General features: G+C 69.5%; 20 protein-coding genes and 1 pseudogene. 13 read left to right on the top strand and 8 right to left on the bottom strand.

The window, feature by feature from the left end; genetic code table 11:
• The first annotated feature begins 3 nt into the window (after positions 1–3).
• From OHB04_RS27095 to OHB04_RS27080, 4 genes are all read left to right on the top strand, one after another.
• The gene (locus OHB04_RS27095) at positions 4–738 is read left to right on the top strand and encodes an NPP1 family protein (protein ID WP_326692928.1); all 735 of its coding nucleotides are present in this window, start codon (positions 4–6) and stop codon (positions 736–738) included.
• A gap of 249 nt (positions 739–987) precedes the next feature.
• Positions 988–1,287 (top strand): ArsR/SmtB family transcription factor, encoded by a 300-nt coding sequence (locus OHB04_RS27090; protein ID WP_326690252.1) that lies wholly within the window; start codon positions 988–990, stop codon positions 1,285–1,287.
• 207 nt (positions 1,288–1,494) lie between these two features.
• A complete protein-coding gene (locus tag OHB04_RS27085; RefSeq protein ID WP_326690251.1) occupies positions 1,495–1,677 on the top strand; it encodes a hypothetical protein in 183 nt (60 codons plus the stop codon).
• A gap of 258 nt (positions 1,678–1,935) precedes the next feature.
• The gene (locus tag OHB04_RS27080; protein ID WP_326690250.1) at positions 1,936–2,619 is read left to right on the top strand and encodes a PepSY domain-containing protein; all 684 of its coding nucleotides are present in this window, start codon (positions 1,936–1,938) and stop codon (positions 2,617–2,619) included.
• A gap of 123 nt (positions 2,620–2,742) precedes the next feature.
• Here the strand turns inward: OHB04_RS27080 and OHB04_RS27075 are convergent.
• Positions 2,743–2,859: pseudogene (locus OHB04_RS27075) on the bottom strand (glycoside hydrolase family 88 protein); the annotation flags it as partial.
• Positions 2,860–4,099: 1,240 nt separating this feature from the next.
• On the opposite strand from OHB04_RS27075, the gene OHB04_RS27070 reads away from it, so the two are divergent.
• Together OHB04_RS27070 and OHB04_RS27065 are read left to right on the top strand one after the other, a co-directional pair.
• Complete coding sequence (locus OHB04_RS27070) at positions 4,100–4,501, top strand: hypothetical protein (RefSeq protein WP_326690249.1); 402 nt, start codon at positions 4,100–4,102, stop codon at positions 4,499–4,501.
• A 136-nt stretch (positions 4,502–4,637) separates the two neighbouring features.
• Entirely contained in the window at positions 4,638–4,967 is a 330-nt protein-coding gene (locus tag OHB04_RS27065; protein WP_405803728.1) for an RNA polymerase sigma factor, read from the top strand.
• Between the two features lie 279 nt (positions 4,968–5,246).
• Here OHB04_RS27065 and OHB04_RS27055 read toward each other — a convergent pair whose 3' ends face one another.
• Positions 5,247–5,678, bottom strand: coding sequence for an ATP-binding protein (locus tag OHB04_RS27055; protein ID WP_326690248.1), 432 nt, complete (start codon positions 5,676–5,678; stop codon positions 5,247–5,249).
• Positions 5,679–5,833: 155 nt separating this feature from the next.
• Here OHB04_RS27055 and OHB04_RS27050 point away from each other — a divergent pair, with 155 nt between their 5' ends.
• The 3 genes from OHB04_RS27050 to OHB04_RS27040 are packed head-to-tail and all read left to right on the top strand — an operon-like array spanning position 5,834 to position 7,043.
• The gene (locus OHB04_RS27050; protein WP_326690247.1) at positions 5,834–6,679 is read left to right on the top strand and encodes a helix-turn-helix domain-containing protein; all 846 of its coding nucleotides are present in this window, start codon (positions 5,834–5,836) and stop codon (positions 6,677–6,679) included.
• Entirely contained in the window at positions 6,676–6,858 is a 183-nt protein-coding gene (locus OHB04_RS27045; RefSeq protein ID WP_326808492.1) for a DUF397 domain-containing protein, read from the top strand. The genes OHB04_RS27050 and OHB04_RS27045 overlap by 4 nt, the downstream gene beginning before the upstream one ends.
• Positions 6,855–7,043 carry a DUF397 domain-containing protein gene (locus tag OHB04_RS27040; protein ID WP_326690245.1) on the top strand — a complete coding sequence of 63 codons (189 nt, stop codon included), beginning with the start codon at positions 6,855–6,857 and terminating at the stop codon, positions 7,041–7,043. The genes OHB04_RS27045 and OHB04_RS27040 overlap by 4 nt, the downstream gene beginning before the upstream one ends.
• Here OHB04_RS27040 and OHB04_RS27035 read toward each other — a convergent pair.
• Positions 7,027–7,755, bottom strand: coding sequence for an SMI1/KNR4 family protein (locus OHB04_RS27035; RefSeq protein WP_326690244.1), 729 nt, complete (start codon positions 7,753–7,755; stop codon positions 7,027–7,029). The two genes, OHB04_RS27040 and OHB04_RS27035, sit on opposite strands and share 17 nt — an antisense overlap.
• A gap of 200 nt (positions 7,756–7,955) precedes the next feature.
• Here OHB04_RS27035 and OHB04_RS27030 point away from each other — a divergent pair, with 200 nt between their 5' ends.
• Positions 7,956–8,333 (top strand): pyridoxamine 5'-phosphate oxidase family protein, encoded by a 378-nt coding sequence (locus OHB04_RS27030; protein ID WP_326809532.1) that lies wholly within the window; start codon positions 7,956–7,958, stop codon positions 8,331–8,333.
• Between the two features lie 22 nt (positions 8,334–8,355).
• Here OHB04_RS27030 and OHB04_RS27025 read toward each other — a convergent pair whose 3' ends face one another.
• The 3 genes from OHB04_RS27025 to OHB04_RS27015 all read right to left on the bottom strand — a co-directional run bounded on the left by OHB04_RS27025 (position 8,356) and on the right by OHB04_RS27015 (position 10,683).
• Positions 8,356–8,898 (bottom strand): hypothetical protein, encoded by a 543-nt coding sequence (locus tag OHB04_RS27025; RefSeq protein WP_326690243.1) that lies wholly within the window; start codon positions 8,896–8,898, stop codon positions 8,356–8,358.
• Positions 8,899–9,018: 120 nt separating this feature from the next.
• A complete protein-coding gene (locus tag OHB04_RS27020; protein ID WP_326808491.1) occupies positions 9,019–9,864 on the bottom strand; it encodes an NAD(P)H-binding protein in 846 nt (281 codons plus the stop codon).
• 78 nt (positions 9,865–9,942) lie between these two features.
• Entirely contained in the window at positions 9,943–10,683 is a 741-nt protein-coding gene (locus OHB04_RS27015) for an NIPSNAP family protein (RefSeq protein ID WP_326690241.1), read from the bottom strand.
• A 146-nt stretch (positions 10,684–10,829) separates the two neighbouring features.
• Here OHB04_RS27015 and OHB04_RS27010 point away from each other — a divergent pair, with 146 nt between their 5' ends.
• Together OHB04_RS27010 and OHB04_RS27005 are read left to right on the top strand one after the other, a co-directional pair.
• Positions 10,830–11,807 (top strand): helix-turn-helix transcriptional regulator, encoded by a 978-nt coding sequence (locus OHB04_RS27010; protein ID WP_326808490.1) that lies wholly within the window; start codon positions 10,830–10,832, stop codon positions 11,805–11,807.
• A gap of 165 nt (positions 11,808–11,972) precedes the next feature.
• Positions 11,973–12,698 (top strand): class I SAM-dependent methyltransferase, encoded by a 726-nt coding sequence (locus OHB04_RS27005; protein WP_326690239.1) that lies wholly within the window; start codon positions 11,973–11,975, stop codon positions 12,696–12,698.
• A gap of 85 nt (positions 12,699–12,783) precedes the next feature.
• Here OHB04_RS27005 and OHB04_RS27000 read toward each other — a convergent pair whose 3' ends face one another.
• A complete protein-coding gene (locus OHB04_RS27000; RefSeq protein ID WP_326690238.1) occupies positions 12,784–13,380 on the bottom strand; it encodes a TetR/AcrR family transcriptional regulator in 597 nt (198 codons plus the stop codon).
• A gap of 70 nt (positions 13,381–13,450) precedes the next feature.
• Here OHB04_RS27000 and OHB04_RS26995 point away from each other — a divergent pair, with 70 nt between their 5' ends.
• A complete protein-coding gene (locus OHB04_RS26995) occupies positions 13,451–14,827 on the top strand; it encodes an FAD-dependent monooxygenase (protein ID WP_326808489.1) in 1,377 nt (458 codons plus the stop codon).
• Here the strand turns inward: OHB04_RS26995 and OHB04_RS26990 are convergent.
• On the bottom strand, positions 14,799–15,086 hold the full coding sequence (locus tag OHB04_RS26990) for a hypothetical protein (protein ID WP_326808488.1): 288 nt from the start codon (positions 15,084–15,086) through the stop codon (positions 14,799–14,801). The two genes, OHB04_RS26995 and OHB04_RS26990, sit on opposite strands and share 29 nt — an antisense overlap.
• Positions 15,087–15,114 lie beyond the last annotated feature (28 nt).

Genomic DNA, 15,114 nt, shown 5'->3' with positions numbered 1-15,114 from the left:
CCGGTGGTGCTCGCCGGTGCCGTGGCGCTGGTCGTCGGCCTGCCGGGCACCGCGCTGGCCGCCCCTCCCCCGGCGCTGCCCGGCAACGCCACCGAACTGGAGCGCACGTTCCAGCCCGCGTACGACTACGACACCGACGGCTGCTACGCCACCCCCGCGATCGGCCCCGACGGCACGATCGCGGAGGGCCTCAAGCTCGGCGGGGACGTCAACGGCAACTGCCGGGACCTGTCGGACCTGGAGAACACCAACGGCTACGCCCGCACGAAGTGCAACAACGACTGGTGCGCCGTGGCGTACGCCTCCTACTTCGAGAAGGACCAGGCCGCGCTCGGCGGCGGCAGCGCCGGGCACCGTCACGACTGGGAGCACGTCGTGGTGTGGGTGCACAACAACCAGGCGGAGTACGTCTCGACGTCCGCACACGGCGGCTTCACCGTCCACAAGCGCGCCGACCTGCCCTTCGACGGCTCCCACCCCAAGGTCGTCTACCACAAGGACGGCATCAGCACCCACTGCTTCCGGGCCGCCAACGCCAACGACGAGCCCCCGGAGAACCACAAGGGCACCTGGCAGTACCCCACCCTGGTCGGCTGGGACGGCTATCCCGCCGGCCTCCGCGACAAGCTGACCCAGGCCGACTTCGGCAGCGCGACCCTCGGCATCAAGGACGACACGTTCAACAGCCACCTGGAGAAGGCCAAGCCGTCCGAGATCCCCTTCGACCCGAACGCGTGACGGTGACCGGCCGCGCCCTCCAGCAGCGGGCGCGGCCGGAGGGGCCCGGAAGCCCGCCGCCGCGAGGCCGTAGCCGCCGGTCCGCCCGACGCGCACAGCTGAGGGCGCGCACCCTCGCGGTACGCGCCCTCGCCGAGGGACGAAGAACGTGTTCATCCGGTTCGACTACAGCCGGACCGTAGTCGCGGAGCGGACGGCCCGCGCGTAACCCCCCTCACAACCGTTCGACTCCAGTCGTACGATGCGGACATGGCCGAGTACGAGACCCTGCCGAGCCGGGAAGCGCTGCTCATAGACGAGGTGCTGGTCGCCCTGGGGCATCCTGTGCGGCTGCGGGTGGTGCGCACGCTCGCCGACGGCCGGGAGTTGTCGTGTCAGGAGATCCTTCCGGACATGACCAAGAGCAGCGCCAGTCACCACTGGAAGGTGCTGCGGGAAAGCGGCGTCATCCACCAGCGCCGCGAAGGCCGCTACCTGCGGACGATGCTGCGCCGCGAGGACCTGGACGCGCGTTTCCCCGGGTTGCTCGACGCCGTCGTCCAAGGCTGAGCCGCCCGAGACCTCGCCGCGCCCTGACGTGATCGTCAACTCACGGTGCCGAACGGTGCGTCCGAGTCGGCCACTCGACTCGTCACCGGCGGGCGCGGAAGCGGATCCACGTTCGACCGATCCTCACGTTTCCTTACACGAGGCACACGACTCCGCTACTTTAACTCCCGTACTTCGAGGCCCAGTTGCTCTCCTGAAGGAGTCTTGGTGACCCGTTCTCAGAGGATCCTCGCCACCTGCGCGCTCACTGTGGGCGTTCTCGGTGGCATGGCCGGCCCGGCCTTGGCCGACAACAGCATGCCTATATCGCCGCAGGACCATCACGCGGACATCGCGCCGCCCGACAACGGCCTCCCGCGCTTCGCACCGTCCGAAAACCCCTTCCCCTGACGGGGAGCGAGGGGCCTTCCCCTCGCTCCCGCCGTAGCGGGAGAGGCTGATCCGCCCGGCGGACAGACAGAAGGGCCGGCTCAGCGGGGTTGCCCGCCGACGCCGGCCCTTCACCGTTCCGGGGCCGGAACCTGAAGAGGGCTTCAGGACTTCAGGCTGTGTTCAGGATCCGTTCCGCACTGTGGTGCATGTCGGAAGGGCACGACAGGCCCCCGCCGGCAGAACGGAAGCCGCAACACCACCCGGAGGAACGTCCCCATGAAGGCCACCGCCAAGCGCACGCTCACCCCCCGCGCCGCCGTCCTCGCCACAGCCGCCGCCGTCGCACTGATCGGCAGCACCGGTGCCGCGACCGCCTTCGCGGACGACGACGCCCCCGCCCCGCACTCCTCGGTCCAGCTCCCCCAGAACCAGCGCCACCTCGACGACACCGCCAAGGACCGCGCCCAGGTCAAGGCCGACAAGATCAGCCAGTCCGAGGCCACCACCAAGGCCCTCAAGGCCGCCCCCGGCACCGCCACCTCCGCCGAGCTCGACAACGCCGACCGCAACGGCTCCCTCATCTGGGAGGTCGACGTCCTGGGCAAGGACCACAAGAACCACGACATCACCATCGACGCCGGCAACGGCAAGGTCCTCAACAAGCACACCGACCGCGACGACGACGCCGCCCAGGACGCCGCCGAGACCCAGGCCCAGCTCAAGGCCGACAAGACCGGCCACGACAAGGCCACCGCCAAGGCCCTCAAGACCGTCCCCGGCACCGTCACCGCCTACAGCCTCGACGACAACGACCGCGACGGCTCCACCGTCTGGGAGGTCGACGTCCTCGGCAAGGACCACAAGAACCACGACATCACCATCGACGCCGCCAACGGCAAGGTCCAGAGCCAGCACATCGACCACGACGACCAGGACGACAACGACGGCGACGACGACTGACCAGGCACCAGACACCAGGCACCGGCCACGCGCCTGAAGCCCCCGAGAGAGAGCCCGAAGGGGCCGCGTCCGCCACCATCCGGTGGACGCGGCCCCTTTCGCCCGCTCCGGGGCTCAGTAGGACTCCGTGCCGTACTCGACGAGGAACGGATTAACCATGTAGACGCCGTCGGCCCACAACTGGTGCGCGCTGGCGGCCTTGTCTGCGTGCCAGAAGCCCCCGTCCGACGCACGCGGGAACCCCGTTCGGAGCGGTCGGTTACTGAAAATATCCGCGCTCGCCGTGAACCTTTCCGCCGGGCCCGCCATCGAACACCACGTACGGTCCGACACCGCATGCACGCTCCGTACAACGCAGGCCGAACGGGCCCATGCGCACAGTACGGACAGGACATGGACAACCGACGGCGCCGATCCGGGATGAACCGATGCCGCCGAGTCTCCGTTGTTATGCACGTACGTGAGACGTTCGTTTGATCGGGATGGGGGAGGAGAGTCACCGAAGATGATTCCCCGATGGCGGCCGGTCGCCAACACCCACACCTCCGGTGTCACCTTGACCAAGGAAACCTGGTCTCAGATGCCCTGAGCCGCGCCGTTCAGAGTGAGGAGGAGTGCCAGAACTTTGCGACCACCCGCCCAGTGGGCCGGAGCCGGCAACGCTGGACGTCCCAAGAAGACGGCTGGTGGCGAGGAACACTCGTCGGAAACCGCCGCATCATACGCCGGGACAGCGTACGGCGTTCCCCGTGGTCAGACGGATTCCAACTGCACCCTGCACCACGCGGACGCGCTCGATCAACGCAGCATCAACCGCGAAGACAGCGGTGCCACTCCTGCGGCGTCGTCATGACAGACATGGGCGAACGGTGTGGTCCTCGCCCGCATCCGTAGTCGTCAGCCTCTCTGCCCGGGACCAGAATTCGATATCCGGTCGGAGGACGGAGAACGTACCCTTCGCCGGGGCTCTCGCGCACGCGCGGGGACGGCTTTGACACAGAGTGGATTAATCCGGATCCCCTCTCCCCGGATCACTCGGTCGTATTCGCGTAAGAGCAATCCCGGGGGCACTAGTGCCTGGGTGTCATCAGGGCCGCCACCAAGCGTTCCACCTGATCGCCCGCGCCCCGGAGATTGAGGGCTCGGTCGACGAGATGGGTGTTCCAGGCATGCCCGCATGCATATGACGTAGCCGCTTGAGGATTGATTCACATCGCGGCTTGAGGACTAATTCCCGTTGTGCTTAGCTGCCTTGGTCAGCAGAACACTGACCACACATCCACCTGGAGAGTTAATGCGCCAACGAGTTCTCAAACCTGCATTCGCCACGGGCACCCTTGCCGTCGCGCTCGGCCTGTCTCTGCTCACCCCCGCAACAGCTTCCGCGACGTCGAGCGCAACAGCTTCCGCGTCGTCGGGCGATTGCATTTACAGCCAGTTCACAGATCCTGTCTGCCCGGACCAGGAGTTCTTTCGGATTATGGTGTTCAAGGCACTGAGGCCGGCGGAGGAGGCAAATAAGGAGAAGAAGAAAACCTTCACCAAGCTCAACCCCACCCACGAGAAGAAGAAGTCCCTCACGCGGACCCCCACGCACGAGAAGAAGAAGCCCCACACCAGGACCCCCACCCACGAGAAGAAGAAGTCCTTCACCAGGATCGTCACCCCCAAGAAGACGAAGAAGGGGAAGCTTACTTCTGTCGAGTTGAGGAAACTCACTCGCGCCAAGGATGGGAAGAAGGGGACGCAGGCAGTATTCAAGACGCCGGAGAACTGCCAGGCGTTCGCCAACAAGATGGCTCAGCAGGACCGCCTTCGCCCTTACACCTTCTTCAAATGCAACGAGAACAAGAAGGGGAATTTCGTACTCATTCTGAGCTGACGGAATCCGCGAGCTGACGGGATCTGAGTTCTTTTCCCTGCGTTCCGCTGAGGCCCCTCTCAGGGCTTCTGCCCGGGCACGATCGCAATGCCCCGGCAGAAGCCCTGAGTTGTGTGGCCGATGGCATTGTCGCGGCGTGGCCACAGCCAGGCGCTCCGTGGCAGACCCGGACGGCGGCTCGGCGCAGCGCGCCGAGGAAGAGGTCCTGCGACACCTGGAAGCGGACAGGGTGGCAGCGGCCGTGGCCGCCCTGCCCGCCGACGAGCGACGTGTGCTGGTCATGCGGGACATCCAGGGCTACAGCGGGCGGATGGCCGCCGACGCGCTGGGCCTCAGTACTGCCGCGATGAAGTCGCGCCTGCACCGGGCCCGCGCGTCCGTCCGGCGCATGTTGCGTGAGACACCCGACTCGGCTTGTGAAAGGAGCACTGATGGCAAGCAAAACGCTGACGAGAACCAGGGCTGAGTGGCCGACTTCGCCAGTTCGTCCCTGCCCCGGCATCTCGCCCGTGGCATGGCCGGGTTCGGCGGACTGATCGGCTCCTTCGCGGTGACCGGACCGGTCAGCTTGCTGTTGCTGCCATTCAGCGTGCTGGCGCTGCGCGGATGCCCCATGTGCTGGACGATCGGACTGATTCAGACCGTTTCGCGAGGGCGCCTGCAACGCTCCTGCAAGGACGGGCACTGCGAGTTGACGGCCGTCGGCCACGCCTGCGAGATGCCGGGCCCCCAGCGGCGGCCCGGCCTACAGCGCGTCCACCTCCGCCCAGACCGTCTTGCCCGGCCCCGTGCGGGAGCTCACATCCCAGCGGGTGGCGAGGGCCGCGACGAGGAGGAGGCCACGACCGCCGTCCGCGTCGTCCTCCGGCACGAGCCGCGCGGGCAGCGCGGGGTGGGTGTCGGAGACCTCCACCCGCACCGGCCCGCCCTCGCCGTCCCACCCCATCCGCAGCTCGAAGTCCCGGCCCGGCACCCTCCCGTGCAACACCGCGTTCGCGCTCAGCTCCGCGACGATCAGCGTCACCGTCTCCGACAGCGGGTCGTCGTACGGGACACCCCACACGTCCAGCTGGTACGCGGCCAGCCGCCGGGCGAGGCGCGCTCCACGCCGGGTGGCCGAGAACCTCTGGGCGAACGTACGGGAGCAGCGCGGCACTTGGCGCTTCGGTGCGTGCATGCGGGTCAGCCTTGCGGCTGCCCTTATATCACCGACAGGCACCACGCCAGTACAGAACCGGCTGTACTGGCTGACGCTCTGGACTGGGCGAGTAACCCTTCGTGACTATTGCACCGTTGAGCGGGGAGCGGACCCAGCACGAAAGGCGTACGACGATGACGTCGGACCACGACGGCAACACCCCAAGCGAACCCGAACTCTCGGACAGTCTCAAGACCTACGGCGCGGTCTTGAAAGCGCTCCGCGACGAAGCGCGGCTCACCCAGGAGGAGTTCGCCCCCCTGGTGCAATATTCGCCGCACTACGTGGCCAAAATCGAGCAGGGCAAGCGGTTCCCTCCGGGGGAGTTGCCGCAGCGGGTCGAGGAGGTGCTGGGCCCGCTCGCGACGAAGGTCCTCCGCGCCGCCGCCCGCAGCCTCCGCCGGAAGCCCGGCCTCGCCTCCTGGTTCCAGCACTGGGCGGCGATCGAGGAAGAGGCGATCACGCTTTGCGCGTACGAGTGTCGCGTGATTCCCGGCCTGTTGCAGCCGGAGCCGTACATCAGGGCGGTGTCGGAGCGCAGGTTGCCGCCATTGACCCCACAGCAGGTAGACCAGCAGGCAGCCGCTCGGCTGAGTCGTCAGACCCTCCTGACCGAACGACCAAACACCGCCTTCAGCTTCCTCATCGAGCAATACCTCATCGAACGGCAAGTGGGTGGCACCGATGTGACCGTCGCCCTGATCGACCACCTACTGGCCATCGGCCGCCTCATCAATGTGGAGATCCAGGTCATGCCGATCCGTCAGGAGGACCACGCTGGTCTCGACGGACAGATGTATTTGGCAGAAACGCAGCCCAACGAGTGGATCGGATACATCGAAGGGCATGAAAGCAGTGCCCTGCTGACCGATCCCAAAGCAGTAAGTTCGATGCTCCAACGCTATGGCAAGATGCGCGCACAGGCCCTGAGCCACGAAGCATCGGTACGCCTGCTGAAGGAGATGCGAGGAGCACTATGAACACCGAACTGGACTGGCAGAAGAGCAGCTACAGCGGGACCAGTGGCGACAACTGCATCGAGATCGCGGTCCGCCCCGGCGCGGTCCACGTACGTGACTCCAAGGACACCCGCATCCACCCCCTCACCGTCTCCCCCGCCGCCTGGTCCGCATTCACCGCACACGCGGAAACGCTGTGAACACCCCAGAGCTGAACTGGTTCAAGAGCAGCTACAGCGGGGGTGAAGGCGACAACTGCGTCGAGGTCGCCATGCGCCCCGGCGCGATCCACATCCGGGACTCGAAGGACACCAGCCTCCGCCCCCTCACCGTCTCCCCCACCGCCTGGGCCGCGTTCAATCTCGGTCTCATCGGAGGTCGTTGAGCCAGTCGCCGGGCAGGTCGTCGCGTATCCGGTCCAGGGCCTTCTCGGTCCTGGACCGGACGAGCAACGTGGCGCCGTCGTCACGCAGCAGCGCGTCCGGGGCCAGGTACCAATGGGTACCGGGGGCGTTCGGGAACGGGAGCGGGGCCGCGTGCCGGCCCACCCGCGCGAGGTCGTCCTCGGTCAGGTCGCATCTGACATCGCACAGCTCTTCGGGGGCGTGCAGGGACTCGGAGAGGACGATCTCGACGAGGGCCAGGGACAGCCGGTCGAGCCAGGGCTCCCAGCGTTCGGCCTGCTTGTCGGCCAGGTCGGCGCGGACGACGACGGGCGGGTCCGGGTGGGCCAGATCGGCCACCAGGATGCCCCACGACGCGGCGCCCTGGTTCTCGTGGCGGAAGACCAGCGCCGTGCCCTCGTCGTCCAGGTACAGCTCGTCGGGGTCCAGCAGGACATCGTTGTTGCTGGTCAGATCGGGGCGGCGGCCCAGCAGCGCGTACGCCTCGCGCAGCGCGGCGGGCAGCGCGACGCCGAGTCGGCCCGCCGCGCCGGCGATCTCCAGCTCGCCCCAGCCGTCGCCGTCGCCCTCCCCGTCACCCTCGCTGAGGCCTTCGGCCCAGTGCTCGGCGTATCCACGGATGAACTGCCATGCCTCGTCGCGGCCTTGGAGGCCCGTGGTCAGTTCCCGGCTGATGTCGAACCAACGCGTCATGGGGTGACGCTAGCGCCCGGCCGATCGTCCCCCGCCGCCGGGCCCGGCCGGGCCGGTACCGTTCTCCTCCTCCTACGAGTGAAGGGCATCCGTTGAGCGCACAGTCTCCGCAGCCGTCCGCGTCCGCGTCGTCGTCCGCGCCGTCCCCCGACTCGTCCTCCGGGCCGGAACCCGAGCGGGGAGCCGAGCCGGGATCCCAGCTGGGTTTCTGGGAGGAGCGCAGGACGTGTTTCCTGTCCACGCCGCGCCCCGACGGGACCCCGCACCTGGTGCCCGTGGGAGTGACCTACGACCCGCAGACGCGCCTCGCGCGCGTGATCAGCAGCCGCTCCAGCAAGAAGGTGCGCAACGTGCTGGCCGCCGGGCCCGGGGTGGCCGTCGCGGTGAGCCAGGCGGAGGGGCGGCGCTGGTGCACGCTGGAGGGTACGGCTGTCATCCGGGACGACCCGGACTCCGTCGCGGACGCGGAAGCGCGCTACACCCGCCGCTACAAGCCGCCCCGGCCCAACCCCGACCGGGTCGTGATCGAGATCGCCGTCACCCGCGCGATGGGCACGGCCAAGCCGCCCGGCTGGTGATCGGCCCGGGCGCCCCAGGCCCTTACTCCTCCCCCTCGCGGGTGTTCACCACGTCCGGGTAGAGCGGGCCGATCCACTCGGCGAACGCGTCCCACAGCTCGGTCTCGGCCGCGTCGACGATGTCGTTGGGGTCCTCGGCCGCCTCAAGCCCGAAGTGGTCGCGCAGCCACGCGCGGAACTCCTCGTTGGCGGGGCAGGGGTCGTCGTCCTCGTCCTCGCGCTCGTCGGCGTACTCGACGCTCTCCCAGCCGCCCATGGGGGTCCAGCCGGAGGCGAGGACGCGGAAGAACTCGCGCAGGTTCCGGGCCACGAGATTGATGCCGCCCTCGTCGCCCAGGAACACGACGGGCAGTGTCGCCAGGTCCGTGCGGCCGTCGAGCAGCCAGACCGCGTAGGCCGAGCCGGAGCCCGTGGCGAGCGCGAAGGTACGCAGGCGGTCGGCCGCAAGCGGGTACCCGCTGTCGTCCCGCCCGAATTCGCGCAGCTCGAAGCCGGGCGCGTACCAGTCGTCGACGCTGTCCTCGAACTCCCTGAGAAGGTCCAGCTCGGGCATGGGTGTGTACATGGCCCCGACACTATCGGCGGGCCGGACATCACCGGCGCCCAGTGCCCCTCCCGGCGGCTTTGCCCCGTCGCGCCGCCCGGCACGCACGCTCTTTCCGGGCAAACATTGCCGGTCACGGCACTAGCGGAAGTCGTCCGCGTGCTCTTCCGCCCACGCGCGGAACGTACGCGCCGGGGCTCCGGTGATCTCCTCCACCGTCGAGGTGATCAGCTGCGAGGCGGGCCGCGTGGCGGCACTGCCCAGCAGGGCCTCCACGAGCGCCGGGGGCCGGCCGTCGGCGAGCATCTGCTGCCGGGCGGCCTCCACGGGCACCTTTTCGAAGCGGGCCGGGCTGTCGACCACCTCCCCGATCGTCTCCACCTGCTCGGTCCGGCTCAGTACCCGGGGGCCGGTCAGGATGTGCCTGGCGCCCGCGTGCCCGTCCTCGGTCAGCGCACGCGCCGCCACCGCCGCGACATCGCCCTCGTGGACGACCGCCGTGGCGGCGATGTCGGGGCCCCGGACAACCTGCGTGGTGCGGATCTGCTCGGCCCAGCCGAGCGCGTTGGAGGCGAGGGTGTCCGCCCGCAGCACGGTCCATTCCGGACCGGACTTCTCCGTCAGCCGCTCGATGTCGGCGTGGAGCTGGTTGATCGGGTCGGTCTGCCGCTCGGCGTCCTCGCGCACTCCGGAGGAGGAGACGTAGACGACACGGCGGACGTGTCCCGCGATCTTCTCAAGCACGGCGGGCGCGCGCTCGGCCGTGAGGAACGGCCAGATCAAGAACACCGCCTCGGCCCCCGTCAGCGCCTCCTCCAGCGTGTCCGGCGCCGAGAGATCACCGCCGACGGCCGTGGCTCCCGTCGGCACCACGGCCGATCCGGGGTCACGCACGAGCGCCCGCACACCATTGCCCGCCGCCAGAAGCCGAAGGGCAACCTGACGGCCCACGTTGCCGGTCGCACCGGTCACCAGAATCTCGCTCATGACCAGGCCGAACCCTGGCCGCGCCCGGGGTATTCCGGCCGGCAGCCGGCAGCGCGCGTCGGCGGGGCTGCCGTCCGTTCAGCGGATGAGCGAGCGGCCCGTGGGTGCCAGTCGGAGCGTCTGGGGAGCCGCCGTCTGCTCCCGCTCGATGCCCGGCAGGATCTTGTCCCGGATGTCGGGCTGGGCTCCTGTTTCGGCGACGTGCCGTCGATGAGCCGTCTCGTCCGGGTACGAGGTGAAGACGGCGACGACGTTCTCCCCGGCGCGGACCGGCAGTCTGGAGAAGGAGTTGTGCGCCGTCTCGGTGGTGAGGACGGCGAGCGGCGCGGGGCCCGTCTTGTGCAGGACGGGGAGGAGACCGTCCCGGATCAGTTCGACGCCGTCGGGCTGTCCGGGAGGAAAGGACCACACGGTGGCGGCCACGAAGCGGTCCGGTGCGGGCACGGTGGTGTGTGGCCGCTCGGCCGGGGAGACGGCGAAGCCGTCCTCGGCGGACAGGGGACGCAGCAGCAGGACATTGTCGGAGTCGATCATGGCGGCGTTGGCCTGGGGGCCGTGTTCGGCCCATACGGGTCCGCCGTAGAAAGCGGTCAGCGCCTGGTGACGTGCCGCCATGTCCCGGAAGCCGCGCAGCCACACGAAGCGGTCCGGGTCGTCGAGGTCCCGGAATTGGCCGAGCACGGTCATCCCGGTCTGTTCCTGGGTTTCGATGAATTCCTGGTCGAACAGCTCGATGAACTCGTCGCGCCGCCCGGGGCGCAGCGTGTACTGGCGAAGCTCGATCACGGTGGGGCGGTCGTCGGGATCGGTTGGGGGCATGCTGGAACTCCTGTTTCCGTGCTCTCCGGCGTGGTGCCCGGCTCATCTGGTGGCAGCCGGACGGGGCCGACGCTACGCAAGGCGTGTGCCAGGAGCTGTCAGGGTTTCCGCAGGGGCTGTCAGTGGTTCCGGGGAGGATGTGCCGCATGTCTGCCGGTCGACTGCTGTCGGTGCTGCTGTTGCTGCAATCCCGTGGCCGCATGTCCGCGCGGGGGATCGCGGACGAGCTGGGGGTGTCCATCCGGACCGCCTACCGTGACCTGGCACGTCTCCAGGACGCTGGGGTCCCGGTCTATGCGGAGCCGGGCCGCGGGGGCGGCTATCAGCTGGTCGACGGCTATCGCACCCGCCTCACCGGTATGAGCGAGGGCGAGGCGCGGGCGCTGTTCTTCGCCGGGCTGCCCGGCCCCGCCGCCGACCTGGGGCTCGCGGCGGAGGTGACGGCAGCCCGGCTGAAACTGCTGGCCGCGCTGCCGACAGGGGCGCGCGAGGAGGCGGCACGGACCGCGGCGGTGTTCCATGTGGATGCTCCGGGCTGGTACCGGGAGCCCGAACAGACGCCGTATCTGCCGCTGTTCGTCGACGCGGTGCTCACCCGGTGCGCGGTGGACGTGCGTTATCGCCGCTGGCGGGCGCCGCAGGAGGTCGATCGCCGCCTCCGCCCCTACGGCCTGGTGCTCAAGTCCGGTAGCTGGTATCTCGTGGCCGCTACGGAGCGCGGGATCGCGACCTACAAGGTCGCCCAAGTCCTCGACGCCGCCTTGGGCGACGAGCGGTTCGACCGGCCGGAGGGCTTCGACCTGGGCGCCTACTGGACGTCCTACCTCGACGATTTCCAGGCACGCCGCTACACCGGCACCGCCACCGTCCGGCTGTCCCCGCGAGGGCGTCGGCGCCTGCCCGACAATGTCGCCCCGGAGGTGGTGCGGGCGGTCGACTCCACCGCGACCGGCGCCGACGAGGGGGGCTGGGTCGAGGCGGTCATCCCGATCGAGAGCACCGGGCACGCGTGCGGCGAGCTGCTGCGGCTCGGTGTCGACGTCGAGGTCGTCGCACCGGCCGAGCTGCGCCGGGCGATGGCCGCCACGGTGGACGTACTCGCCCGGACCTATGGACCCGGCTGAACCGGACCTATGGACCCGGCTGAGCAAGGGTGAGGGTGGGAGCGTGCGGCCGTCGGCGATCTCTCCACCGACGATCTTCCCTCTGGCCTCCTGTTTTCCGTAGGGTGAGCAGCGTCGCACCAGGGCGGGTCCACCGACGAAGGAACGGTTTGTAGCGTCGAGGTCATGGACAACCGGACCACCTCGCACGACCGAGTTCCCGCGCAGCCCCATGCCCAGAACGGGATATTCCTCATCGAAGCCGCCCGTGACATCCGCACCACCGGCGCCATAGCCCCCAGCAGCGCGGCCCTGGCCCGCACGCTGACGGAACCGGTGCGCGCCCAGGCCGGCCGGCCGTTGGACATCCTGGAAGCGGGGGCCGGGACGGGAGCGGTCACCCGGACCCTGATCTCCCAGCTGCCGCAGGGCAGCCACCTGGACGTCGCCGAGGCCAACCCGCGCTTCACCTCCCGGCTGCATCACCTCGCCACCACGCACCCGCACCTCGCCGGGCACGGCCGCCGGGCCCGCATCCACACCGAGCGCGTCGAGGACCTGGACGCGGACCGGCGCTACGACGTGATCGTCTCCGGCCTGCCGTTCGCCAACTTCGCTCCCGACCAGGTCGAGACGATCATGGACCGCTATCTGGAGCTGCTGCGCCCCGGCGGCACGCTGACCTATTTCGCCTATCTCGGCACCCGACAGGCCCACACCCTGCTGCCCTCCCGGAACCAGGCCCGCCGTCGCCGGGCCGTGGAGGAGATCTTGACCGGCTACCAGCGCCGGTACGCGACCGGCTGCTGGAGGGTGTGGGCGAACCTTCCCCCCGCCGAGGTCTGGCAGCTCAAGCACCCCCTGTCCGCCGTCCCGGGTCCGCGGCCCACCGCGGCCGGCACAGGTTGGTGAGCGCCCCGGCCGTGGCCCTCGGCCACGTGTCCCCCGCCGGTGCCTGCCCGACCCCCGCCCGCTCAGCGGTCGAGACCCGGCCCGCTCAGTAGTCGCTGCCCGTGAGCCCTCGGTAGACGAAGCGGGTCAGCGCCTCGATCAGCTCCTCGTCGCTGAGGTCGAGCGACTGCTGCTGCCACATCTGGAGGAAGGTGTCGCTCAGCGCGTACATCATCCGGATGCTGACCTCGGGTGAGGCGGGCAGCTCGTACCCGGCGTCCGTGAGGTATTTGACGTGGCCCAGGATGTCGGACATCTCGGCGGTGCCGAACGCGGCCACCTTCTCCGCGAAGCTCTCGCTGACCAGCGCCGCCTGCTGGACGGCGCGCATCGTCACGGCGTACTCCCGGTAGAAGCGGACGTAGTACGCGAGGTGCCAGCGGACCGCTTCGGGGTCGGTGAAGTCCGACTTGTGGCCGGACGCGGACGCCGCCTCGTCGCTGTGCGCGGAGATGTCGGCCAGGAGCGCTTCGAGCAGCTCCTCCTTGCCCGCGAAGTGGTTGTAGAAGGAGCCCGCGGCACGGCCGGCCTCGGCGGTGATGTCGGTGATCTTCGTATTGAGGTAGCCGCGCTCGGCGAACACCCGCTTCGCCGCGTCCTTCAGTGCGGCCTCGGTCTCCGCCGCCCTCTCCTTGCGCTTCACGGCACCTCCTTGACGCGAACGGTACCAAGGCAGCACGATGAATACAGATTCACTGAATAGGAGTTCAGTTATGGATGTGTTCATCGCGGGAGCCGGACCGACCGGCCTGACCCTGGCCATCGACCTGGCCCGGCGCGGATGTGACGTACGCGTCGTCGACAAGGCGGCCGAGTTCTTCGCCGGTTCGCGGGGCGACGGGCTGCAACCGCGCACGCTCGAGGTCTTCGAAGATCTCGGCGTCCTCGACGCGGTGCTCGACCAGGGACGGGCGCTGCCGGTGACGCACGTCCATCTCGACGGGGAGTTCGTGATGGAGCGGCGGATGGCCGAGCCCCTCCGGCCGACGCCGGATGTGCCCTATCCGAACGCGTGGGTCCTGGGGCAGTCCCGGACCGAGGCCGTACTCCGCGACCGGCTGGCCGAGTTCGGAGTGCGCGTGGAGCCGGCCACCGAGCTGATCGGCTTCGACCAGGACGCGGACGGGGTGACGGCGCGCCTGTCCACCGGCGAGACCGTGCGGGCCTCCTACCTGGTGGGCGCCGACGGAGGACGCAGCGTCGTCCGCAAGACGCTGGGCATCGCGTTCGAGGGCACGACGGACGACTCGGTCCGGGTGCTGCTCGGGGACGTGGCGGCGGACGGCCTCGACCACGAGTACGGCTACTGGTTCGCCCGCGCCGACGACCCGATGTCCGGCGTCCACCTCAGCCCGCTGCCGGGTCCGGACGGGCTGTTCCAGTTCGCCGCGCCCCTGTCCGAGCAGGACACCGAGGCGTCGCTGGACACCTTGCAGCGCAGGCTCGACACGCTCCACGCGGGCGTGCGGCTGAGCGGGCTCGTGTGGTCGACCGTGTGGCGGCCGAACGTCCGGCTGGCCGAGCGCTTCCGCGTCGGCCGGGTGTTCCTCGCGGGCGACGCCGCACACGCGCACCCACCGACCGGCGGGCAGGGGCTGAACACGGGGGTGCAGGACGCCTACAACCTCGGCTGGAAGCTGGCCGACGGCTCGCCCGGACTGCTCGACAGCTACGAAACCGAACGGCGCGGGGTGGCGGCCAGGGTGCTCGGCATCAGCGAGGAGCTGATGCGACGGCACCAGGAGGGCGCCGAGGACGCGCACGAGCGCGGCGAGAACACCCGGCAGCTGGACGTGAGTTACCGGACGGGCGAGGGACGGCTCGTCACGGGCGACCGCGCGCCGGACGCGCCGGTGGTGGACCCCAACGGCAAGTCGGTCCGGCTGTTCGACCTCTACCGGGGCCCGCACGCGACCCGCCTGGTGTTCGGCGCACCCGCTCCCGACGAGCCGCACACCTACGCGGTGCTCCGGCCCGGCCACACCGCGCCGCACCCGTACGTCGTCGATGCCGAGGGGCACGCCTTCTCGGCGTACGACGCTTCGGACGGCACCACCGTCCTCATCCGCCCGGACGGCTACCTCGGTTAGCGTCCCGCCGCTCCGTCCGCACCCGCCGCACGACCAGGGCCGCCACGCCGGCCGTGGTCACCAAACCGGACAGGAGGTGCGCTCCGGTACCGGCGTCGAGGAACGAGGCCACGGAGTTGCCGACGGTGCTGATCACCAGCACCAGCCAGAGCAGCGTGCGGACGAGGTCGGGGCGGGCGGCGTCCGGAGGGGAAGGAGCGGGCGACGGGGGGCGGGCGGGGGCATCGGCTGTCGGGCCGTGGACGTGCGTGTTCGTCACAGGATGCTCCGCTGGGCCGGGTGTCTTG

It is taken from the genome of Streptomyces sp. NBC_01775 (genome assembly GCF_035917675.1).
Taxonomy (GTDB): domain Bacteria; phylum Actinomycetota; class Actinomycetes; order Streptomycetales; family Streptomycetaceae; genus Streptomyces.
The sequence above is the reverse complement of the archived record's forward strand: the minus strand, read 5'-3'. Positions and strand labels throughout refer to the sequence as shown.